General features: G+C 36.4%; 25 protein-coding genes. 24 read left to right on the forward strand and 1 reads right to left on the reverse strand.

From position 1 onward, the window contains the following. The first annotated feature begins 41 nt into the window (after positions 1-41). The 12 genes from deoB to DLJ74_RS09205 all read left to right on the forward strand — a co-directional run bounded on the left by deoB (position 42) and on the right by DLJ74_RS09205 (position 11,185). The gene (gene deoB / locus DLJ74_RS09150) at positions 42-1,226 is read left to right on the forward strand and encodes a phosphopentomutase (RefSeq protein ID WP_109984229.1); all 1,185 of its coding nucleotides are present in this window, start codon (positions 42-44) and stop codon (positions 1,224-1,226) included. A gap of 79 nt (positions 1,227-1,305) precedes the next feature. Next, positions 1,306-2,610 (forward strand): pyrimidine-nucleoside phosphorylase, encoded by a 1,305-nt coding sequence (locus DLJ74_RS09155; protein WP_109984230.1) that lies wholly within the window; start codon positions 1,306-1,308, stop codon positions 2,608-2,610. A gap of 230 nt (positions 2,611-2,840) precedes the next feature. Further along, positions 2,841-4,034, forward strand: a complete 1,194-nt coding sequence (locus DLJ74_RS09160; RefSeq protein ID WP_425454573.1) for a D-alanyl-D-alanine carboxypeptidase family protein — start codon at positions 2,841-2,843, stop codon at positions 4,032-4,034. Positions 4,035-4,179: 145 nt separating this feature from the next. Next, positions 4,180-4,533, forward strand: coding sequence for an anti-sigma F factor antagonist (gene spoIIAA / locus DLJ74_RS09165; RefSeq protein ID WP_109984231.1), 354 nt, complete (start codon positions 4,180-4,182; stop codon positions 4,531-4,533). Next, entirely contained in the window at positions 4,530-4,970 is a 441-nt protein-coding gene (spoIIAB, locus tag DLJ74_RS09170; RefSeq protein WP_054787954.1) for an anti-sigma F factor, read from the forward strand. The genes spoIIAA and spoIIAB overlap by 4 nt, the downstream gene beginning before the upstream one ends. Before the next feature lie 3 nt (positions 4,971-4,973). Continuing rightward, positions 4,974-5,723, forward strand: a complete 750-nt coding sequence (gene sigF, locus DLJ74_RS09175; RefSeq protein WP_109984601.1) for an RNA polymerase sporulation sigma factor SigF — start codon at positions 4,974-4,976, stop codon at positions 5,721-5,723. Between the two features lie 281 nt (positions 5,724-6,004). Continuing rightward, positions 6,005-6,619, forward strand: coding sequence for a stage V sporulation protein AA (locus tag DLJ74_RS09180; RefSeq protein ID WP_109984232.1), 615 nt, complete (start codon positions 6,005-6,007; stop codon positions 6,617-6,619). A gap of 1 nt (position 6,620) precedes the next feature. After that, complete coding sequence (locus DLJ74_RS09185; protein ID WP_054859335.1) at positions 6,621-7,049, forward strand: stage V sporulation protein AB; 429 nt, start codon at positions 6,621-6,623, stop codon at positions 7,047-7,049. A gap of 28 nt (positions 7,050-7,077) precedes the next feature. After that, entirely contained in the window at positions 7,078-8,547 is a 1,470-nt protein-coding gene (locus tag DLJ74_RS09190; RefSeq protein ID WP_109984233.1) for a spore germination protein, read from the forward strand. A 259-nt stretch (positions 8,548-8,806) separates the two neighbouring features. Then, a complete protein-coding gene (gene lysA, locus DLJ74_RS09195; RefSeq protein ID WP_109984234.1) occupies positions 8,807-10,111 on the forward strand; it encodes a diaminopimelate decarboxylase in 1,305 nt (434 codons plus the stop codon). 2 nt (positions 10,112-10,113) lie between these two features. Further along, positions 10,114-10,545 (forward strand): peptidylprolyl isomerase, encoded by a 432-nt coding sequence (locus DLJ74_RS09200; protein WP_054787955.1) that lies wholly within the window; start codon positions 10,114-10,116, stop codon positions 10,543-10,545. A 283-nt stretch (positions 10,546-10,828) separates the two neighbouring features. Continuing rightward, entirely contained in the window at positions 10,829-11,185 is a 357-nt protein-coding gene (locus DLJ74_RS09205; RefSeq protein WP_054787956.1) for a GNAT family N-acetyltransferase, read from the forward strand. Between the two features lie 200 nt (positions 11,186-11,385). Here the strand turns inward: DLJ74_RS09205 and DLJ74_RS09210 are convergent, their stop codons facing one another. Continuing rightward, positions 11,386-11,469 (reverse strand): YjcZ family sporulation protein, encoded by an 84-nt coding sequence (locus DLJ74_RS09210; protein ID WP_054787957.1) that lies wholly within the window; start codon positions 11,467-11,469, stop codon positions 11,386-11,388. Positions 11,470-11,656: 187 nt separating this feature from the next. Between DLJ74_RS09210 and DLJ74_RS09215 the strand changes: the two genes are divergently transcribed. From DLJ74_RS09215 to DLJ74_RS09270, 12 genes are all read left to right on the forward strand, one after another. Continuing rightward, on the forward strand, positions 11,657-12,379 hold the full coding sequence (locus DLJ74_RS09215; RefSeq protein ID WP_054859340.1) for a segregation/condensation protein A: 723 nt from the start codon (positions 11,657-11,659) through the stop codon (positions 12,377-12,379). A 60-nt stretch (positions 12,380-12,439) separates the two neighbouring features. Beyond that, entirely contained in the window at positions 12,440-13,024 is a 585-nt protein-coding gene (gene scpB / locus DLJ74_RS09220; RefSeq protein ID WP_054787994.1) for an SMC-Scp complex subunit ScpB, read from the forward strand. A gap of 80 nt (positions 13,025-13,104) precedes the next feature. Continuing rightward, on the forward strand, positions 13,105-14,208 hold the full coding sequence (locus DLJ74_RS09225) for a D-alanyl-D-alanine carboxypeptidase family protein (protein WP_245902305.1): 1,104 nt from the start codon (positions 13,105-13,107) through the stop codon (positions 14,206-14,208). Next, positions 14,205-14,792 carry a nucleoside recognition domain-containing protein gene (locus DLJ74_RS09230; RefSeq protein ID WP_109984236.1) on the forward strand — a complete coding sequence of 196 codons (588 nt, stop codon included), beginning with the start codon at positions 14,205-14,207 and terminating at the stop codon, positions 14,790-14,792. The genes DLJ74_RS09225 and DLJ74_RS09230 overlap by 4 nt, the downstream gene beginning before the upstream one ends. Beyond that, positions 14,792-15,322 (forward strand): spore maturation protein, encoded by a 531-nt coding sequence (locus DLJ74_RS09235; RefSeq protein ID WP_109984602.1) that lies wholly within the window; start codon positions 14,792-14,794, stop codon positions 15,320-15,322. The genes DLJ74_RS09230 and DLJ74_RS09235 overlap by 1 nt, the downstream gene beginning before the upstream one ends. 91 nt (positions 15,323-15,413) lie before the next feature. Next, entirely contained in the window at positions 15,414-16,145 is a 732-nt protein-coding gene (locus DLJ74_RS09240) for a pseudouridine synthase (protein ID WP_109984237.1), read from the forward strand. 55 nt (positions 16,146-16,200) lie between these two features. Then, a complete protein-coding gene (resA, locus tag DLJ74_RS09245) occupies positions 16,201-16,773 on the forward strand; it encodes a thiol-disulfide oxidoreductase ResA (RefSeq protein ID WP_054787995.1) in 573 nt (190 codons plus the stop codon). Positions 16,774-16,794: 21 nt separating this feature from the next. Next, a complete protein-coding gene (gene resB / locus DLJ74_RS09250; RefSeq protein ID WP_109984238.1) occupies positions 16,795-18,411 on the forward strand; it encodes a cytochrome c biogenesis protein ResB in 1,617 nt (538 codons plus the stop codon). Positions 18,412-18,435: 24 nt separating this feature from the next. Further along, positions 18,436-19,629 (forward strand): c-type cytochrome biogenesis protein CcsB, encoded by a 1,194-nt coding sequence (gene ccsB, locus DLJ74_RS09255; protein ID WP_109984239.1) that lies wholly within the window; start codon positions 18,436-18,438, stop codon positions 19,627-19,629. A gap of 105 nt (positions 19,630-19,734) precedes the next feature. Beyond that, positions 19,735-20,448, forward strand: a complete 714-nt coding sequence (locus DLJ74_RS09260) for a response regulator transcription factor (protein WP_054859342.1) — start codon at positions 19,735-19,737, stop codon at positions 20,446-20,448. A 259-nt stretch (positions 20,449-20,707) separates the two neighbouring features. Continuing rightward, positions 20,708-21,091 carry a DUF4430 domain-containing protein gene (locus DLJ74_RS09265; protein WP_054787959.1) on the forward strand — a complete coding sequence of 128 codons (384 nt, stop codon included), beginning with the start codon at positions 20,708-20,710 and terminating at the stop codon, positions 21,089-21,091. Further along, complete coding sequence (locus tag DLJ74_RS09270) at positions 21,088-21,585, forward strand: ECF transporter S component (protein WP_342767735.1); 498 nt, start codon at positions 21,088-21,090, stop codon at positions 21,583-21,585. Before DLJ74_RS09265 ends, DLJ74_RS09270 begins: the two co-directional genes overlap by 4 nt. Positions 21,586-21,650: the final 65 nt, after the last annotated feature.

Here is a 21,650-nt window from a genome sequence, read left to right on the forward strand (position 1 = left end):
AGGTTAAACTATAGGGTAATGATTACTGGGAGGGAAAGAATATGTCACCATTTAAACGAATATTTTTAATTGTGTTAGATTCTGTAGGAATAGGCGAAGCTCCCGATGCAGAAGCCTTTCAAGATAAAGGAGCAGATACTTTAGGACATATTGCAGAACATCGAGGTGGCCTAAACATGCCAAATATTGCGAAGTTAGGATTAAGTAATATACGTGAAATAAAGGGCATTGAGCCAGCAGCTGAACCTAAAGCCTTTTATACCAAAATGCAAGAGGCATCAAATGGGAAGGATACGATGACTGGCCATTGGGAGATTATGGGACTAAGAATAGATACTCCATTTCGTACGTTTGAGCAATTTCCAGCTGAACTAATACATGCCCTTGAGAAAAAAACTGGACGTAATGTGATTGGAAATAAGCCTGCCTCTGGAACAGAGATAATTAAGGAACTGGGAGAAGAGCATATCAAAACAGGAAATTTAATTGTATATACCTCTGCTGATTCCGTTCTTCAAATCGCAGCACACGAGGAAATAGTCCCTATCCGAGAGTTATATAAAATTTGCGAAATTGCTCGTGAGTTAACGTTAGACGAAAAGTATATGATAGGGCGAGTCATTGCAAGGCCATTCATAGGGAAGCCAGGAGCCTTTGAGCGCACTTCTAACCGACATGATTATGCGCTGAAACCGTTTGGTAGAACAGTTATGAACGAATTAAAGGATGGTGGCTTTGACGTCATTGCACTTGGCAAAATCTCAGATATTTATGATGGTGAAGGAGTAACCGAAACAATTAGAACAAAGGATAATACAGATGGCATACAGAAGTTTATTGATTCCATGTCCAAATCCTTCCATGGTTTAAATTTTCTTAACCTAGTCGATTTTGATGCTAAATATGGTCATCGTAGAAATCCAGCTGGCTATGCAGAGGCTTTAGAAGCGTTTGATACAAGACTACCAGAAATTCTAGAGAATATTGGTACAGATGATTTATTGATCCTTACGGCAGATCATGGCAATGATCCAACCCACCACGGCACCGATCATACTAGAGAATTTGTACCATTACTAGTCTTTCATCAAAATATTACCAAGGCAAACCGATTACCAATTCGTGAAACTTTCGCGGATATCGGTGCAACCATTGCAGAAAATTTTGATGTGAAAAGGCCACAACATGGGACAAGCTTTTTACAGGATATTTTAGCTAATAGCTAACCGTTGGTTTAATGGAATTTCCTTGATATCATAATTGCTTATGCATTTATGAAAATTACAACTAAAAGGATGAGTTTATATGAGAATGGTTGATATTATTAGCAAGAAACGAAATGGAACGAAACTAGAGGAAGCGGAAATTCGCTTTTTCATCGAAAACTATATGAAAGATGAAATTCCAGATTATCAGGTTTCTGCTTTATTAATGGCAATATATTATCAAGGAATGGATCAAGATGAAACGGCGTTATTAACAAAAGTGATGGTAGAGTCTGGAGATGAGATTGATTTATCCCCAATTAAAGGTCATAAAGTTGATAAACATTCTACAGGTGGAGTAGGCGATAAGACAACATTAATTGTAGGACCATTAGTAGCAGCTGCGGGTATACCTGTTGCTAAAATGTCAGGTAGAGGTTTAGGACATACAGGTGGAACGATTGATAAATTAGAGTCTATACCTGGATTTCAAGTGGAGATAACGAATGATCAATTTATTCGTAATGTTAATCAATATAAGCTAGCAGTTGTCGGTCAAACAGGGAATCTAGCTCCTGCAGACAAGAAGCTATATGCGTTGCGAGACGTAACCGCAACAGTGGAGTCTATACCGTTGATAGCAAGCTCTATAATGAGTAAAAAAATTGCTTCAGGTGCAGACAGTATTGTTTTAGACGTGAAAACTGGTTCAGGGGCATTTATGAAATCGTTAGAAGATTCGAAACGTCTGGCTAAAGAAATGGTCCAGATTGGAAATCAATTAGGTCGACGAACAATAGCTGTTATTAGTGATATGAATCAACCATTAGGTTATGAAATTGGGAATGCAAATGAAGTGAGGGAAGCTATCCATGTCTTACAAGGAAAACAAGTAGAGGATCTTCGAGAACTTGTATTAGAATTAGCTGCTCATATGACAATATTAGCAGGAATTTACTCAAGCTATGAAGAGGCGATAGCAAAACTGACCATATTATTGGATGAAGGCCATGCTCTAAAAGCTTTTAAAGATTTTATATTGGCACAAAACGGAGATATTTCGGTTATTGAAGATCCTGAAAAGCTACCGAGCTCTTCTTACCATATTCAAGTTAGTGCAAAACAAACAGGATATATACACGAAATAACAGCTGATACTATTGGAATCGCAGCAATGCATCTTGGAGCAGGACGTGCGAAAAAAGACGATCAGGTTCATCATGGAGTTGGAATAACCTTACACAAGAAAATAGGTGATAAGGTCGAAATCGACGAACCACTAGCAACTCTCCATGCTGATCAGGAGGATGTCCAAGAGATCATGGAACTCATTAGGGATGCTATTACAATCCAAGATAATCCTTCTAATAAACCTAAGATGATTTATGAAGTAATAGATAAGTAAAGAACCTTAGTATTCGTAAAGCGATGAACTCATTCATCGCTTTTTTTTTACGTTAGGAAGCATAAAATTTCTACACAGTAGAAGTTTCGAAGTAGCTGAAATTTTAAGGTATTAGGTATAAGAAAAACTAGGCATTCACCAAAAAAGAGTGAATCCGAGTTTTTCTAATGTTATAAAAATACTCGGTTTTGGCAAAAATAATTAGTGTTAACTATTGGAGGTGTATGTAGGTGAAAATGGTAAATAGACTGCTACTAATAATGGCAAATGTTCTGCTTCTAACATGCTTTTCAGGATATCTAAATATCCATGCTTCCCATCATCAACCAGTAAGTGAATCTGCTTCTCTTGATTTAGCTGAAAATTCAAAATCAGCTATATTAATAGAACGAGATACTGGTAAAGTTTTGTTTGAGAAAAATGCTGACGAGTCCTTACCACCAGCAAGTATGACTAAAATTATGACAATGCTATTAATTATGGAAGCTCTTGATAAGGGAGAAATAACCTTAGAAGAAACGGTTCGAGTCAGTGAGAATGCTGCTTCCATGGGTGGCTCACAAATATTTTTAGAGGCAGGAGAAGAAATGACCGTAAACGATTTACTGAAAGGTATAGCGGTAGCTTCTGGAAATGATGCAAGTGTTGCGATGGCCGAAAAAATAGCCGGTAGTGAAAAAGCATTCGTAGAGCTAATGAACAAAAAAGCGAAGGAATTAGGTCTTAAGAATACGGTCTTCCAAAATGCGACTGGACTCCCCGCTGAAAACCATACAAGTACAGCAGCAGAGATGGCCACAATGGCAAAGGCTTTATTAAAATATGAAAATATAACAGATTATACAAGTATTTATGAAGACTATTTACGTGAAGGCAAGGAAAATGAATTTTGGCTTGTGAATACAAATAAGCTGGTAAAATTTTATGATGGCGTAGATGGTTTGAAAACAGGATTTACGAATGAAGCGAAATACTGTCTAACTGCTACTGCTGAAAAAGAAGGAATGAGGGTGATTGCAGTAGTGATGGGTGCTGGGTCCACTAAGGAACGTAATAGTGATGTTAGTCAAATGCTCGATTATGCTTATAGCAAATATGCAACAAAACCGTTATTCGAAAAAAACCAATCGATTACTAGTTTTGAATGGCTAAAAGCTGACAAACAAAATGTGGATATCATTACTAATGACTCTATTTCCATTGTACATCAAAAAGGGGAGGACTTAAGTGGAATTGAAACAAAAATGAAAATAAATCAAAATATATCCCTTCCAATCAAAAAAGGAACTACTGTTGGTAAGCTACAAGTGATGCAAGGTGGAAAAGTGATCAGTGAAACAGATCTCGTCCTTTCTGAGGATATGAAAAAAGCAAGCACATTCCAATTATGGAAGAGAACTTGGCGGTCGCTCTTTTCTCTATAGTTTTACCGTAAATATATCGTTTCCTAAATTGAAGAAATGATTTTGCAATATTTGCTCGATTTCGTTCTAGTTTTGTCATAAAGCAGGATAATAAAAGATCTTTGTAGAAATAGAAACTCAAGTTAGAAAAGAGGGAGGATGAATAATGCAATTAACGACACAATTTGTTCCTATTGAAAATGTATTAATTGTACGATTAGAAGGAGAGCTAGATCACCATTCTGCAGCAAGACTAAAGATAGATTGGCAAGAGGAAATGAGAAAAAACCGAACAAAACATGTGGTTTTAAATTTGCAACATCTACATTTCATGGATAGTTCAGGTCTTGGAGTTGTCTTAGGTAGATATAAAGAGATTAAACAACTGGGCGGCGAGATGGTTGTTTGTTCTATTTCCCCTGCAGTAAAACGCTTGTTCGAAATGTCGGGTTTATTCAAAATAGTTCGATTAGAATCAGATGAATCCTTTGCATTGCTTACGTTGGGGGTGGCCTCATGAATAATTCGATGCAATTACATTTTAAAAGTATTAGTGAAAATGAAGCATTTGCACGGATTACGGTAGCTGCCTTTGTATCCCAAATTGATCCAACGATGGATGAATTAACAGAAATCAAAACTGTTGTCTCCGAAGCGGTGACCAATGCAATTATTCATGGTTATGAGGAAGACCCGAATCAATATGTCTATATTGAGTGTTCCATTACAGATAGCACCTTATCCATTTCTATTCAGGATCAAGGCCTAGGAATTGAGAACATAGATTTAGCTAAAGAGCCATTGTTTACCTCTAAACCAGAGCTTGAAAGATCGGGGATGGGCTTTACCATCATGGAAAACTTTATGGACAAGGTAGAAATACAATCAAGTCCTGGAGAAGGCACCACTATCAGAATGGTCAAAGACTTCCAACGAAGTAAAAGTTTTTGTAATTAGGTGATGCGGATGACAAAAATGAAAAATGCATCCCCCCTTCAGGATAAAGAGGTCAAACGATATATTCAATTAAGTCAAGAAGGCGATGAAAATGCTCGATCCATTCTTGTAGAAAAAAATATCCGGCTAGTATGGTCAGTTGTGCAACGATTTTTAAATCGGGGGTATGACCAGGACGATCTTTTTCAAATTGGTTGTATTGGTTTGCTGAAATCGATTGACAAATTTGATCTGAATTACGATGTGAAATTTTCTACCTATGCAGTACCTATGATAATCGGTGAGATTCAACGATTTATTAGGGATGATGGAACGGTGAAAGTAAGCCGATCCCTAAAGGAGATTGGTAATAAAATTCGTCGCACCTCGGATGAATTAACGAAGGATTTAGGGAGAGCACCAACAATTCAAGAGATCGCTAATAAGCTCGAACTAAGCCCAGAGGAGATCATCCATGCACAAGAAGCAACGAAGAAACCACAATCCATTCACGAGACTGTTTTTGAAAACGACGGCGATCCGATCACCCTGTTGGATCAAATTGCAGATACAGGAGATAACTGGTTTGAAAAAATTACGATGGAACAGTTAATTAATGAATTAGATCAAAGAGAGAGACTTATTGTTTATCTTAGGTATTATAAGGATCAAACACAAACTGAGGTTGCCAATCGTTTAGGTATTTCACAAGTTCAGGTTTCTAGGATTGAGAAAAAGATATTAGAAAAAATGAAAGAAGAAATGTTGAATTAAAATAGTATAGCCTTTACGTAATAACTCGGCGAATGCCGAGTTTTTTATTTTACGTTAAGAAAGTATAAAATTTTTGGCAGGAAGTAAAGCAACGAAGCGAAAATTTTGAAATCCAAAGTATAAGAAAAGCTAACCCATCGGCTAAAGGACGAGCGAATGCGAGTTTTTCTAATGCTGGAAGAGTCGTTGTTTTTCTTATATGGGTATAATTTTTCCCTAATTTCAAAAACTACTTCATAACTAACAGTTTATAACTAAGTTTGTATAAGGGGTGATGCTTAGTGGAGGAAAAAGTATATATCCGGCTTAGAAAGAAAATTAGAGTTAAACATAATCACCTTATTTTACTGAAGGATATCGCTTATTTAACAGGGAATATTTCTTATCTTGATAAGTTAGATCACTTAAAGATTTATCAGATTACGGAAGAGGATAAAAATGTATCAGTTATTGATGGATTTCATCTGTTAGATAAATTAATTAAAGCATATCCATCCTTGACTTTTGAATTAGTTGGACCTAGTCAGACAATTGTGGAAATTAGTAAACAAAAAAAACAAGCCAATATTTTGCTCGTTACAGCAATCTGGCTACTTCTGTTCGTGGGATCAGCCATGGCAATTATCAATTTTCACTATGATGTTAGCATGCAGGAGGTTCATCAGAGTTTGGCATATTTCTTTACAGGGGAAAGAGTGAACAAACCACTATGGATACAAATTCCATACTCGATCGGATTAGGACTAGGAATGGTACTCTTTTTTAATCACATCTTCCAAAAACGATTTAATGAGGAACCGAGCCCGCTCGAAGTAGAAATGTTTAATTATCAGCAAGATTTAGATACCTATCTTATTAATCATGAGAATGTTTTGAATAATAGAGACAATGAATGACATGCGATCTATTATTGCAGAAACCATTATCGGGTTTGGTTCTGGAATTATTGTTGGTTCAGGTCTAGTCGCTTTATTAACAGTGTTAGGAATTATTCCACGGTTGGTCCAGCTGAGTAAATCTTATACTTTTGTCAAATCATATCAAGCAGCTGTCATACTAGGAGGTATAATAGGGACACTTTTTTCCTTCAGTCAAATTTCGATCCATGTTCCCATACTTATCCAAGTATTGTTCGGACTATTCCATGGTGTTTTTATCGGAATGCTTGCAGCAGCATTGACAGAGGTGCTAAATGTTTTTCCCATCTTAATGAAAAGATTAGGAATGAGCACAGCACTGTTGTGGTTATTAATGGCAATCGTATTAGGCAAAATTTTTGGCTCTCTTTTCCACTGGATCACCTTTGTCGATATTATGTCATCGTGAAATATGTTAATTTAATGAGGGATAATAGATGAAAAAAAACAAAAATCAAAAAAAAATCTCATCATCTATAAATATGAATGAGTCTTATTTAAAATCAAAGCTCGGAATAGGTGTTTCCTTTGATGTCGGATTTCGAGAATTAGTGGTACTTAAAAAGAGAATACAATTATACTATGTAACAGGGTTAGTAGACACGGATTTTGTCATTGAGATCATGAAAAAATTGATCTCTATTAATGATGACGAAAATGCTCATACTGATATCTATGATGAGCTAAATAATCGTGTTGTTCACCAACAAGTGGAAAAGACCGATCGATTTGATAAGGCAATGGATCGATTACTATCTGGTTTACTGGTGATTTTTGCAGACGGAGAAGAAAATTGTTTTATCGTGGATGTCAGACACTATCCAGGAAGAACTCCGGAAGAACCTGACACAGAAAAAGTGGTTCGAGGTTCTAGAGATGGCTATACAGAAAATATTATTGAAAATACTGCATTAACTCGAAGAAGAATACGAGACGAACGACTAAGAAACGAAATTATGCAGGTTGGAGAAAGATCGAAGACAGATATTTGTATATCTTATATCCAAGATGTAGCAGATCCGGATTTAGTAAACTTAATTAAAGAAGAACTACAAAATATTGATGTTGACGGAATATCTATGGCAGACAAAACAATAGAAGAATATTTGGTTCATCAAGGATTAAATCCATATCCCCAAGTAAGATATACAGAAAGGCCAGATGTGGCATCGACTCATTTATTTGAAGGACATGTGTTAGTGATGGTGGATACTTCACCTAGTATGATTATTGTGCCTACAACTTTTTTCCACCATGTTCAACATGCAGAAGAGTACCGGGAAGCACCGGCTGTCGGTACCTTTATTCGTTGGATAAGATTTTTAGGTATATTTGCCTCTTTATTTTTATTGCCATTGTGGCTATTGGTAGTTCTAGACCCTACATTATTACCAGAAAAACTACAATTTATCGGGCCGAACGAAACAGGTAATGTTCCGATAATTGTACAAATTCTTTTAGCTGATATAGGGATTGAGTTTTTAAGGATGGCTGCCATTCATACACCAACCCCTTTATCAACCGCCATGGGTTTGATTGCAGCAGTATTAATTGGAGAAATTGCAATCGAGGTTGGTTTGTTTAGTTCAGAAGTCATTCTTTATGTTGCGATCAGTGCAATTGGGACTTTTGCCACACCTAGTTATGAACTAAGTGTAGCCAATAAGATGGCAAGATTACTTTTGCTCATTGTGACCTTTTTCTTCCATGTTCCAGGTTTTCTCATCGGAACAACCTGCTTCATACTGTTTCTTGCTAGTACAAGGTCGTTACAGACCCCTTATTTATGGCCACTTTTACCGTTTAATGATAAGGCATTGTGGCAAATATTATTCCGAGTAGCTGTTCCGTTATCGAAAACACGTCCAAGCATTGTACAAACAAAAAATCATCGAAAACAATCTTAGAATTCTTGTACAAAACTGCTTTTGCGGTTATGCTTGAACTTAGGAAGGCTGTGTGGTAAATTATTTTTATACTTTTTTCGAAATGATTTATTTATGGTACTGCGGGAATAGAAAATCCCTTACTACTTTACCAAGCAGGTGAATAGGAGGGTTTTTTCTTTGTACACATTAGATTGATAGCAGATTTTTTACTAATAAATCATGGAACGCTAAATTTTATTGGATGACAGAAGGCTATCGTTACTAGGGGGATGACTATATGGCAGAGCAATTCAGTTATAATGAAAAAGGGCACTTATTGTTTGGAGGACTTGATACCATCGATTTGGCGAAAAAATATGGAACACCATTATTCGTTTATGATGTAGAAAAAATTCGGGAAAACGCCCGTGCATTTGTGGAGACATTTCAAAAGCATGGTATAAAGGCACAGGTTGCTTATGCAAGCAAGGCTTTTTCAAGTATAGCAATGGTACAGGTTGCAAAACAAGAGAATCTTAGTTTGGATGTTGTGTCTCAAGGGGAGTTATACACGGCACTTCAAGCTGGTTTTCCGGTTGACAAAATTCATTTTCATGGTAATAATAAAAGTCTTGAAGAACTTAGAATGGCGATTGAGAGTAAAATTGGCTGTATTGTTATCGACAATTTTCATGAGATGGTATTGTTAGAATCACTACTAGCTGAATATGATGCAACAATGGATGTACTCATTAGGGTAACGCCAGGTATTGAAGCACATACACATGACTACATTTTGACTGGTAACGAAGACTCTAAATTTGGGTTTGACCTAACAAATGGTCAAGCAGATAAGGCAATACAACAGCTTTTAGCGAAAGAGCGTATTCATCTGAAGGGCTTGCACTGTCATATAGGTTCTCAGATATTTGAAACAGATGGATTTATGATGGCAGTGGAACGGCTTTTTGAGAAATTAGCAGAGTGGTCAAAAAGCTATCAATTTACTGCTGAAGTGCTTAATTTAGGTGGTGGTTTTGGCATTCGCTATACGTCAGAGGATGAACCGTTACCATTAGAGAAATACGTAGAATCATTAATAGAAAAAGTTTCCTCCCAAACTAATAAATATAACATGGTGTTTCCTGAGATTTGGATAGAACCAGGCAGATCTATTGTCGGGGATGCCTGTATCACTCTATATTCAATTGGTTCGATCAAGGAAATTCCGAATGTGAGAAAATATGTAGCGGTAGACGGCGGGATGACTGATAATTTGAGGCCTGCGCTATATCAAGCGAAATATGAAGCAGTTGTCGCGAATAAAGCCCAACAACCGAGCGATGAAGAAGTTTCTATTGCTGGAAAATGCTGTGAATCAGGAGACATGTTAATTTGGGATATTATGTTGCCAGAAGTGGAGGCAAATGATATATTAGCTGTATTTAGTACAGGTGCGTATGGTTATTCTATGGCAAACCACTACAACCGTTTTGCCAAACCAGCAGTTGTATTTGTAGAAAAAGGGAAGGATCAGTTAGTGGTCAAAAGAGAAAGTTACCAAGACTTAGTAACAAATGACTTATCCTACGAGGAGGAATAACAATGAAGCAAGCGACAATAGCATTTGAAAATGGAGAAGAAATCGTAATAGAGTTATTTGAGGAGGCTGCGCCAAACACCGTAGCTAATTTTGAAAAACTAGCAAACGATCATTTTTATGATGGTGTTATTTTTCACCGTGTCATTCCAGGATTTGTTGCGCAAGGCGGAGATCCTACCGGAACCGGAATGGGTGGTCCTGGCTATACTATAAAATGCGAAACGGAAGGAAACCCACATAAGCACGTCGCTGGAGCATTATCTATGGCTCATGCCGGTAAGGATACGGGAGGTAGTCAATTCTTTTTAGTTCACGAGCCTCAGCCACATTTAGATGGCGTGCATACCGTGTTTGGACAAGTTATAGAAGGAATGGATACCGTCCTTCGAATCAAACAAGGTGATGCAATGAAAACCGTTCGTGTGACGGAATAGAAATTGTCAAGGTTTGACATCTTTATTTGATTATACTATTGTAATGATTAGAATGTTTAATTTCTAAATTAAAAGGGAAAGATAGGGATGAATCAAAGACGCAAAAATTGGATATTGTTGATCTTTCTTTTTGTCATTGCAGTGATATGGGGTTTTTATTATTGGTTCGGTATAGCACTACCAAATGGTTAAATGATTCAAATTTTTATCCAAGGTAACGACACATCGAATCAGAACATAACATAACAGTATGAATAATGTTATGAATAATGAGGGGTTCAAAATGTTAATTCGTTATAAGAAAAGGCTTGAAAAGATAGCAATGGGACTCTTATCTTTTATGCCTGATGAGAAAGAAGTTAAACGACTACAGGATACGATCAAGGAATATGAGACAAACGATCAATGGCAGCTATTTTTATGGAAAGAAGAAGACGATGTTCTAGGGGCTATTGGTTTGATTGTCAAGGAAGATAACAAATCAATTTTAGTACAGCATATCACGGTAGATCCATCACATCGTAATATGGGCATTGGAAAGAAAATGGTACATGCATTAGAAGGTTTTTTCGATGAGTCCTACTCCATCCATGCGAATGAGCAAACAGAACGATTTCTAGAGAAATGTAAAACATCTTAAACAATTATATAGATACAATGAATGCATCCTGATAGCCAGTCAAATAATGACAATGGTATGGAAGGTGCAAGAAATACGATTATGGTAAAATAGAAAAGAACCTTTGTGGGTTTCACAAAGGTTCTTTTCTTGTCGTTTAACATCGTAAAAGTGGATGGCTAGGGATGGTTGGTGAGTACCATTATTCTAAAGTCCGTTTTTTAATACCAAGCTGCACCAACAATAATCAACAAGATAAATAACACAACGATCAACGCAAATCCACTACCGTAAGAATAACCCATTTTTATTCCTCCTATTTTCAATTTTAAATCAATTATAAAATTGATTTCTCGAGATTAATGTATGCTAACAATGGAAAAAAGTATGGGCATATGTAATAGTATATAATAAATGATGGCAGTTTGTTTTTACACTTTTCTTATAAAGAATGATTTAAAAATATTTGTGTGATTTTTGGAGGAAAAATGTGTGGCTAATCAGTATGAAGTAAAGTTAGACTCTTTTGAAGGACCATTAGATTTATTATTGCATTTAATTAATAAGTATGAAATTGATATTTATGATATACCTGTTGCGGAAATCACCTCTCAATACATGGTATATATACATACAATGCAGCAATTAGAGCTTAATATTGCAAGTGAATATTTAGTGATGGCGGCAACCTTATTAGAAATTAAGAGCAAGGTGTTATTACCCAATCCTTCTATAGAGGTGGATGAGGAATATGAAGAGGATCCTCGTGAGGAATTGATGAGAAGGTTAATTGAATATCGAAAGTATAAGGAAGCGGCAGAACAACTAAAAGAAAGAGAGATGGAACGAAGTCACATACATACGAGAGCTCCTGTTCCATTAGAAAAACCAAAAGGAGTTACTGTCCCAGAAGGTACAGCTAGTGTTTATGATATGCTAAACGCAATGGCAAAAGTATTAGAGCGGAGAAAATGGAATCAACCAATGGAAACATCTATTCAGAGAAGGGAGATACCGATAAAAGAAAGAATGGATGCAATATTATTACAATTGCAGGAATCTGATCAAGGTATTTCCTTCTATCAACTATTTCCAGAAAATACGAAATCCTATGTTGTGGCAACCTTTATAGCGGTTTTAGAATTAATGAAGGATAATAAAATTCATTGTATTCAAGAGAAACAATTTGATGATTTAATGGTTTATCAGGCTTAAACACAAAAAGGATCATTCCGTAATTATGGGTTTATGAATGAAGGACGGTGTATCAATCTAGTGGAACTATCAGAGATGAAAGCAATTATAGAAGGTTTAATTTTTGTATCGGGAAATGAAGGTATTACAAAGAAGGAAATTCAAAAGGTATTAGATTTAGATAAGGACATGGCTGAGCATGTATTAAATGAGTTAAAGTTTGACTATGAAAGTAGTAGTAGAGGAATGATGTTAGTCGAATCAAAAGGTTCCTTATTTTTGTCCACAAAACCTGAGCATGGTGAATACTATACCAGCCTGACTGAAACGAAGACTATTTCAAAGTTGTCACAGGCTGCATTAGAAACATTAGCAATCATAGCTTATTTACAACCAATAACCCGAACGGAAATTGAAGAGATTAGAGGAGTTAAGAGTGACAGGCCTGTACAGACATTAATTTCTCGTGCACTTATTGAAGAAGTAGGTCGAAAAGAAGGAGTAGGACGACCAATTCTATTTGGTACTACCTTAGATTTTTTAACTTATTTTGGTTTAAAATCATTAGAGGAGCTGCCTCCATTACCAGAAAACATAGAAGATATTGATGTCGAAACGGAAGCAGATTTATTTTTCGATCGTTTCCAAGAGCTTGAACAGGAATAGGAAAAATACGTGAGCATATGCTTGTCTTTTCTGCATACAATGAAGATATAAAAATTAATTGTCTGAGAAGAGGTGAAGCAGTGCGTTTTGCTATCACAATCATATGTCTTGTATTTGGAGGCTTACTACTATCTCCAGCAGTAGAGGCTCAAACCGAGATAAACGTGTCTGCCGAAAGCGCAGTACTCATAGACCAAACGTCTGGTCGAGTGTTGTACGAAAAGAATGCTCATAACCAATCCTTGATTGCTAGTATTACGAAGATCATGACAGCCATTGTTGCCATTGAATCAGGTGAGTTAGATAGTCAAGTAAGCATATCGGATAATGCCATCGGCACAGAAGGTTCTTCTATTTACTTAAGGTCCGAGGATCAGTTTACACTGGAGGAATTAATCTATGGGCTGATGCTACGCTCTGGAAATGATGCAGCTGTTGCGATAAGTGAACATGTTGGTGGTAGCTTAGAAGGGTTTGTTCATCTAATGAATGAGAAAGCCCATTGGATAGGCATGACAAACACACATTTTTCCAATCCTCATGGTCTTGATTCAGAGGACCATTACTCTACTGCCTATGATATGGGACTCCTAATGAAGTATGCAATGGAAAATGATACTTTTCAAAAAATATCAGGTGCAAAATCATTTCGAGCAAATGACCGTGATTATTCCTGGCAAAATAAAAATAAATTATTAACAAGGTATTATGAATATTGTACTGGGGGTAAGACAGGTTTTACGAAGGCTGCCGGAAGAACGTTAGTGACAACGGCGCAGAAGGATGGACAAACCTTGATTGTGGTTACTCTCAATGCTCCTGATGACTGGCAGGATCATATTAGACTATATGAATGGGGATTTGAGCATTATCCTCTTGAGGAAATCCAATCTGAGGGGGAATATTCCTACGAAAACAAGAAAGATGAAGGTCTTACAAATGGTTGGATTTCGGACGATGTTCTCTATCCTTTAACCGATTCAGAAATAAAAAACCTTTCTTCTAAGGTATTTTTAACAACAGAAGCATTAGCATTTGACCAAATTGGAAAAAAGATATTCTACCTAGATGGGGAGAAGATTGCAGAAACTGCTATTTATCAAGAAGAAGTAAATGAAGAAAAAAGTGGATTTTGGCAAGCTACTCTCGATACCTTTCAAACATTATTAGGTGAAAAGCAATGATTAACCTTATTTGGGTACTAATGGCCGCTATTGGTATTGTGTATGCAATGTTTAATGGGACGATGGAACAAGTTAATAAGTCATTGTTTGATGGAGCAAATGAGGCTGTCACATTAGTTATTGCGCTTACTAGTGTTCTAGTTTTTTGGTTAGGTATGATGAGAATCGCAGAAAAGGCAGGATTATTGAAAGGGCTTAGTAAACTTTTTCGTCCACTCGTAGTAAGACTCTTTCCAGAAATTCCAGCAGATCATCCAGCGATGGGCTATATATTAGCGAATTTTAGCGCAAATTTGTTTGGTTTAGGTAATGCAGCAACACCAATGGGAATCAAAGCAATGGAAGAAATGAAGAAGCTAAGTAATTCGAGCACTGTTTCTAATTCCATGATCACCTTTCTCGTAATTAATACGTCAAGTATTACTTTAGTCCCGACCACCGTTATTGCGATTAGAATGGAGTATGGATCTCACTCACCAACTGAAATTGTAGGCAGTACTTTAATTGCTACACTGGCAACTACCATTACTGCCATTCTCGTAGATCGTCTATTTCAGAAACGAAGGGAGAAGAAGCTGTCTTGATTCAAATTGTGACAACGATAAGTGTTTGGCTCATTCCTTGCATTATTTTAGTCATATTGCTTACTGCTGTATGGAGAAAGATACCTGCATACGAGGAATTTGTGGAAGGTGGGAAAGAAGGCTTAAAAATGTCGATTTCCCTTCTTCCATTTTTATTAGGGATGATGGTAGCTATTTCCATTCTAAGGAGCTCTGGAGCTCTGGATGCGTTTATTGGGTTACTCCAACCATTTCTCGAGAAAGTAGGTTTCCCTGCAGAAATTACACCATTAGCGTTGATCCGTCCTATTTCAGGAACTGCTGCCTTAAGTGTTACATCTGAAATGATTGAACTATATGGTCCTGATTCGTTCTTAGGGAGGTTAGCTTCCACCATGCAAGGTAGTACTGACACAACATTATATATTTTGACTGTCTATTTTGGAGCAGTTGGCATTAAAAAAATGGGGGATGCGCTTAAAGTTGGACTGATTGCTGATTTTATTGGTATAATTGTTTCAGTTATTGTAGTATCATGGATGTTCTTGTAGAAGCGTTAACATAGGTTAACGCTCCTTTTCATGATAAGGGTTATGTGAAAATGACGAACTAACTTAAAAAAACAGAGGAAGAGTGTATAGCATGAGTGAACGTCTACAAAAAGTGATTGCAAAGAGCGGAATCACTTCAAGAAGAAAAGCAGAAAAACTAATTGAAGAAGGTAAGGTAAAGGTAAATGGTAAAGTGATAACGGAATTAGGAGTGAAAGTAACCGATAGTGATCAAATCGAGGTGAACAACATTCCAATAGAGAAGGAAAAGCCTGTCTACTTTCTCTTTTATAAACCGAGAGGCGTTATTTCTAGTGTATCTGATGATAAGGACCGTAAAACGGTTGTGGATTTTTTTGAGGAATTTGAACAAAGAATTTTCCCTGTTGGAAGATTAGATTATGATACTTCCGGCTTAATCATTATGACAAATGATGGTGACTTTATGAATGTATTACTTCATCCAAGGTACAAAATGGACAAAGAATATATTGTGAAGACAAAAGGAATTCCAGCAAATGAAGCTCTTAAAACATTTAAAAAAGGTATCCGTTCAGAGGGTGATATTCTAAAGGCTAAGCAGGTCAAAATCATGTCAGTAGATAAAAAGAAGCAAACAGCCATTGTGAAGGTCATTCTTCATCAAGGAAAAAATCGCCAAATTAGAAGAATGTTTGATGCCATCAATTGTCCAGTAATGAAATTGCGACGCGAAAGGCTTGCTTTCTTAACACTAGATGGATTGCAACCAGGGGAATATCGTGAGCTCAAGCCTCAAGAAATTAGCGATTTAAAAAAGTTAGCTCAAAAAATTGTTAAATAACTGTCACAATATTGTGATAAATATGATGGTAAAATGTTCGAAGGGAGTGAAAATCATGAATAAGGTAGAGAAAGCAAATCAACAAAAACGTAAAAAAAAGCGATTTCGCCTAATTTATCGAACAGCCATTTTAGTCGTTTTGTTTGGCGCTATGCTCTTTGCCATTGTTTCAAATGTACTTAGCGAGGATGAAGCGGTTGATGTAGGTGAACAGGCCCCAGACTTTCAATTAACACAATTAAATGGAGAAAATGTAGAGAATCTACGTCTATCTGATTTAAAAGGGAAAGGGGTTATGCTTAATTTCTGGGCAACTTATTGTGAACCTTGTAAGCGAGAAATGCCTTATATGGAATCCTTGTATCCACAATACAAGGAAAAAGGAGTAGAAATTGTTGCAGTAAGTGTTGATATGACAGAAATTGTGATCAATAAATTTGTAAATCAATATGATTTAACCTTTCCTATCCTTCATGATAAGTCATCAGAAGTAATGGATGCATATGGAATTAAACCACTTCCAACAACCTATTTCATTGATGAGAATGGAGTTATTGTAGAAAGGGTCTTAGGAGAATTAACTCTAGAAAACCTGGAAGGTTATCTAGAGCAAATAGTACCTAGTTAATATGTAAACGAGGGGTTTTTTATGGGAGCGTATACTTGTAGGGCTTGTGGATTTGAAAATAAAGAAGGTACCTCTATTTGTAACAAATGCGGTAATCCATTAGATGTAGAAAATAAAAAATTGCTCAATATGCGTTATGACGGTAGAGCAATTCGTTCCAAGACGAGAAATCAATCCATTGTTGATAAGATATGGAATTTTTTCTCATCTATCAAGGTAGGAGTTACCCTAATTGCGATTGCTCTTGTAGCATCAGCAATCGGAACCATCTTTCCACAAGAGATATACATACCAAATACCGTTAGCGCATCAGAACATTATCGAGATCAATATGGCATTTTTGGTCAAATCTATTATCAGCTAGGATTTCATCAGTTATATAGTTCCTGGTGGTATATGTTATTAATAGCACTTATAGGTATTTCTATTTTTATTGTTAGTTTAGATAGAGGTATCCCATTATATAAAGCATTGAAGCACCAAAATCCTAAAAAGCATGCTGCCTTCTTAAAAAGGCAAAAGCTTTATGGGGAATATAACAACTATGAGCAAAATGATGTAGACCAATTGTTATCCCACCTACGCAAGAAACGATATCGTATAACAGAAAAAGATGGCCATTATCTTGCTGAGAAAGGAAGATTCTCCAGATGGGGACCTTATGTTAACCATCTCGGTTTAATTATATTCCTTCTTGGAACCTTATTGCGCTTTGTTCCATTTATGTATATCGATGAGTTTGTATGGGTTAGAGAAGGAGAAACTGAAGTTATCCCTGGGACAGATCAGCAATACTACGTAAAAAATGAGAAATTTATTATTGAGACTTACGGAGAAAAGGAAGAGGATGCTAAATTTGACGAGGTAATTAGTAGTCAAGAGGCTCCTATTCCTAAGAATTTTCAAACGAATGCTGTTGTTTTTCAGGATATATCTGAAAATCTTCCTGGAATGGAACCAGAATTAAAAGAAGTGAAAAGTGGAGAAATTATTGTCAACGAACCTATGAAATTCGACGGATTAGCACTATATCAAGATAGCTATCAATTAAATGAGTTTCAAAGTATGTCATTTAAGTTACATGAGAAAGATGATGCAAACGAAAAAGCGATGGTTGAATTCACGGTTGACTTAACTGATCCTAAATCTGAATATACGTTTGATAATGGATTTCGTATTGAGCTAGATAGTTATTATCCGGATTTTGTGTTAGAGGATGGTATGCCAAAGTCAAGAACCAATTATCCTCGAAACCCTGGTTTTGTCTTTTTTGTATATCCTCCGAATTCAGAAGAACCTGAGGTAAGCTTCTTAGCTATTGGACAAAATATTGATCCAAATAATCAAAACAATTATAAAATTGGTTTAACTGGATTTGATGTTCGAAATGTAAGTGGATTAAAAGTGAAGAGGGATTATACGTTACCGGTAATTGGAATAGGTGCGTTCATCTTTATGATTGGTGTTGTGCAAGGGATGTACTGGCAGCATAGAAGAATATGGATTCATCCAGAAGAATCTAAACTTTTAATTGCTTGCCATACGAATAAAAACTGGTTCGGTATGAAAAATGAATGGGAGAAGGTTTCTTCCAATACTAAATTTAAATTCCTACAGGATCAAGAAGACAAAGAGTAATGATTACCGATTAGGAGGCTTACAATGGAAGACTTAATAACTTGGAGCGGCAGGCTCTTATATAGTGCCTTTATTATTTATTTAATAGCCACGTTATTATTTGCTGCTACGATAAAAGACAAAAGAAAAGAAAAAACATTTACAAAGCTACACCTTATAGCTATAAGTACAACCATTATTGGTTTTCTTGCACAGCTAGGTTATTTCTTCACGCGTTGGGCAGCAAGTGGACATGCGCCAGTTAGTAATATGTTTGAATTTGTTACGTTTTTTGGTATGATGCTTGTACTAGCATTTATTATCCTTTACTTTATTTATCGAATCGAGCTACTTGGCTTATTTGCATTGCCAATAGCCCTTTTAATTATTGCTTATGCGAGTATGTATCCAAGGGAAATCTCGCCATTGGTTCCTTCCCTGAAGAGTCACTGGTTGTACATCCATGTAACAACCGTTGCTTTAGGTGAAGCGATTTTAGCTGTTAGTTTTGTTGCGGGAATTATCTATTTAATAAGACAGATTAACCAATCAAAATCGACTGCTAAGACGAAATGGTTGGAGATCATTATGTATGCAATCTTTTCTACGTTAGGATTTGTTATCATCACTACCGCTTTTTCGATTGCAGATTATTCTGCTACATTTGAGTATACGCTGGAAGGAAATGCTACAGAACTGGATTATCAAATACCGGCAATATTTGGTCCACCTGACGGAGAGCTTCTTACTGAAGAAAGAATGGATGCACTTATTCCAACTCCAGAATGGCTACATGGCGCGGAAGCACCTCGTAAGCTAAATACATTAATATGGTCCTTATTAGTTGGATTACTATTATATACAGGAATAAGATTAATTCTAAGAAAAAGGGTGGCTGCAGCCATTCAGCCTTTTTTGAAAAAAGCGAATCCTGAATTACTTGATGAGGTTTGCTATCGATCAGTGGCGATCGGATTTCCAGTGTTCACATTAGGTGGTCTAATATTTGCAGCCATTTGGGCTCAAGAGGCATGGAATAGATATTGGGGTTGGGACCCTAAGGAAGTATGGGCACTAATCACGTGGTTTTTCTATGCTATCTTCCTTCATTTGAGGTTGACGAGAGGTTGGCATGGTGAAAGGTCAGCATGGCTAGCTGTAGTTGGATTTGCGATCATTATGTTTAATTTAATCGTCGTTAATCTGGTTCTAGCAGGTTTACACTCCTATGCCGGTTAAACCATAGCTAAAAAAGAATAATAGATCTGCGAGAAAGTACAAGAGATATTTGTCCCTTGTGCTTTTTCCGTATATACTAATAGAGTAGTGATAGGAGGTAAAATCATGGATAAGGAGCAGAAGAAAGTATTAGTTGTGGATGATGAAGACCGTATTCGTAGATTATTGAAGATGTATTTAGAGAGAGAAGAATATACGGTGGAAGAAGCAGCTGATGGAGAGGAAGCTTTAAAAAAAGCTTTAAATGAGGATTATGAAGTTATATTATTAGATTTAATGATGCCTGGGAAAGATGGATTAGAGGTTTGTAAGGAAATTAGAGAACATAAATCTACACCGATCATGATGCTAACAGCAAAAGGAGAGGAATTAAGTAGAATTCATGGTTTCGAAGCAGGGACAGATGACTACATAGTAAAACCATTCAGTCCAAGGGAAGTAGTTCTAAGAGTAAAAGCACTTTTAAGAAGAGCTGGTAATTTACAACTACAGAATCAAAGTAATCGTTCGAAAGATATGATAGAATTTCCACATCTAGTAATAGATAATGATGCACATAGAGTTCTAGCTGACCATAAAGAAGTTAACTTAACACCGAAGGAGTACGAGCTACTATTATTTTTAGCAAAAGCTCCAGATAAAGTTTTTGAACGAGAGGAATTATTAAAAGAAGTTTGGAAATATGAATTTTTCGGTGATTTAAGAACCGTAGACACCCATGTAAAAAGACTCCGCGAAAAGCTAAGTAAAGTATCCGAAAATGCTGCTAAAATGATTGTTACTGTATGGGGAGTGGGTTATAAATTTGAAGTAAAATAAATTAATTTGTAATCATTAACGATGTAATGAGTACTTAATGGGGAATCTTGTGAAATCCAGTTCTGTCCTCAAACTGTATGTACCGAGCGTATGAGAAGATTCTTAGTAGGCTAAAAGCACAAGCCAAAAGACCTGCCATTAAGCCAAATGGTTATGCTTAGAGGATTGAGCATGAAAGTATAGTTGTAGAGACCGCCAATGTATTAGACTCTTGATTTACTTTTTTGTAAAATCCTCCAAAGATTAAGGAGGAAGAATGATGCGCCGTAATTTTAGCATTTTATGGAGTCTTATTTTAGCTATTGTATTTATATCTGGATGTTCGACAAATGATCTAGATCCAGACAGTTCATCTGTTACCACAGCAAATATACAAATTTATAATGAAAATAACCTTATAAAGGAAGAAAATGTAGAAATTGATGAACAGTCTGTACTACTAGATGTACTTCAGAGAGAATTTGAAGTGGAGGTAACAGAAGATGGCTTTATCACTTCAATAGAAGGTTATGATCAAAATAAAGAGAAGAGCAAGTACTGGTTATACACGGTAAATGATGAAATGCCATCTGTCGGTGTGAATGATTATATCATTCAGGACCAAGATCAGATTGTCTTAGAATTAAAGGTGATTACTGAATGAAATTGCGTTTATCTCAATTAACTACAATTTCATTATTAGCAGCCTTAGCAGTAGTTGGGAGAATATTTTTTCAGTTTCTCCCTAATATTCAACCCGTTTCCTCCATTATCATTCTAAGTGCTTTTTATTTGGGGCCATTGGCAGGCGTACTTCTTGCAATTACTGCTGCATATGTATCTAACCTGGCACTAGGAGTGGGGATCTGGACGATATGGCAAATAATTAGCTGGGGAATCATCGGCTTAATAGTAGGATTTATCGGTATGAAATGCTGGAATAAGCCATTCATGGTAGTACTAACCATTAGTTTAATATCTGGATATGTATATGGCTTTATTCTCTCGCTCGGCACTTATACTTATAGTGGTACTTTTTTCGCTTACTATATTGCTGGCCTTCCATTTGATACCTTACATGCCATTGGAAACGTAATATTTACTATTTTGTTATATCCATTTCTTGCAAAAAACCTTCCGAAGCAAGCTTTGTCTTAGTTTTAGCAAGTGTAAGAGGAACCGCAGTATTCTTGCTGTGGTATTTCAATATGGAATTTGACATT

Origin of the sequence: Gracilibacillus dipsosauri (genome assembly GCF_003176895.1) — a bacterium.
Classification (GTDB): domain Bacteria; phylum Bacillota; class Bacilli; order Bacillales; family Amphibacillaceae; genus Gracilibacillus; species Gracilibacillus dipsosauri.

Coding starts and splice junctions, on each gene's coding strand:
- deoB (WP_109984229.1), top strand. CDS start 42: ATGTCACCATTTAAACGAATATTTTTAATTGTGTTAGATTCTGTAGGA.
- DLJ74_RS09155 (WP_109984230.1), top strand. CDS start 1,306: ATGAGAATGGTTGATATTATTAGCAAGAAACGAAATGGAACGAAACTA.
- spoIIAA (WP_109984231.1), top strand. CDS start 4,180: ATGCAATTAACGACACAATTTGTTCCTATTGAAAATGTATTAATTGTA.
- spoIIAB (WP_054787954.1), top strand. CDS start 4,530: ATGAATAATTCGATGCAATTACATTTTAAAAGTATTAGTGAAAATGAA.
- sigF (WP_109984601.1), top strand. CDS start 4,974: ATGCGGATGACAAAAATGAAAAATGCATCCCCCCTTCAGGATAAAGAG.
- DLJ74_RS09185 (WP_054859335.1), top strand. CDS start 6,621: ATGCGATCTATTATTGCAGAAACCATTATCGGGTTTGGTTCTGGAATT.
- DLJ74_RS09190 (WP_109984233.1), top strand. CDS start 7,078: ATGAAAAAAAACAAAAATCAAAAAAAAATCTCATCATCTATAAATATG.
- lysA (WP_109984234.1), top strand. CDS start 8,807: ATGGCAGAGCAATTCAGTTATAATGAAAAAGGGCACTTATTGTTTGGA.
- DLJ74_RS09200 (WP_054787955.1), top strand. CDS start 10,114: ATGAAGCAAGCGACAATAGCATTTGAAAATGGAGAAGAAATCGTAATA.
- DLJ74_RS09205 (WP_054787956.1), top strand. CDS start 10,829: ATGTTAATTCGTTATAAGAAAAGGCTTGAAAAGATAGCAATGGGACTC.
- DLJ74_RS09210 (WP_054787957.1), bottom strand. CDS start 11,469: ATGGGTTATTCTTACGGTAGTGGATTTGCGTTGATCGTTGTGTTATTT.
- DLJ74_RS09230 (WP_109984236.1), top strand. CDS start 14,205: ATGATTAACCTTATTTGGGTACTAATGGCCGCTATTGGTATTGTGTAT.
- DLJ74_RS09240 (WP_109984237.1), top strand. CDS start 15,414: ATGAGTGAACGTCTACAAAAAGTGATTGCAAAGAGCGGAATCACTTCA.
- resA (WP_054787995.1), top strand. CDS start 16,201: ATGAATAAGGTAGAGAAAGCAAATCAACAAAAACGTAAAAAAAAGCGA.
- resB (WP_109984238.1), top strand. CDS start 16,795: ATGGGAGCGTATACTTGTAGGGCTTGTGGATTTGAAAATAAAGAAGGT.
- ccsB (WP_109984239.1), top strand. CDS start 18,436: ATGGAAGACTTAATAACTTGGAGCGGCAGGCTCTTATATAGTGCCTTT.
- DLJ74_RS09260 (WP_054859342.1), top strand. CDS start 19,735: ATGGATAAGGAGCAGAAGAAAGTATTAGTTGTGGATGATGAAGACCGT.
- DLJ74_RS09265 (WP_054787959.1), top strand. CDS start 20,708: ATGCGCCGTAATTTTAGCATTTTATGGAGTCTTATTTTAGCTATTGTA.
- DLJ74_RS09270 (WP_342767735.1), top strand. CDS start 21,088: ATGAAATTGCGTTTATCTCAATTAACTACAATTTCATTATTAGCAGCC.